At 65.4% G+C, this 269-nt stretch carries 1 protein-coding gene; it reads left to right on the forward strand.

Going from position 1 to position 269, the window contains the following annotated elements; translation table 11 throughout:
• The coding region (locus CH341_RS32630) for an efflux RND transporter permease subunit (protein WP_146604784.1) at positions 1 to 269 on the forward strand (269 nt) is incomplete at both ends.

Raw genomic sequence — 269 nt, forward strand, 5'->3', positions numbered from 1 at the left:
GGCCGACATTCGTATCGACCGCGAGCGCCTGGACGATCTCGGCGTCAGCGTCCAGACGGTCGCGCAGACGCTGCAGACCATGCTCGCCTCGCGCGAAATCTCCGACTGGGTCGATCGCGGGCGCGAATATCCCGTGATCCTGCAGGCGCGCGAGGAAGACCGCCGCGTGCCTTCCGATATCGGCAACATCTTCATGCGCGGCGGTGACGGGGAAAACCTCTTCCCCTTGTCATCCGTCGTGAGCGTCAAGGAAGCTGCGGCCGCACCAG

The organism is Rhodoplanes roseus (assembly GCF_003258865.1).
In the GTDB taxonomy this organism is placed as follows: Bacteria; Pseudomonadota; Alphaproteobacteria; order Rhizobiales; family Xanthobacteraceae; genus Rhodoplanes; species Rhodoplanes roseus.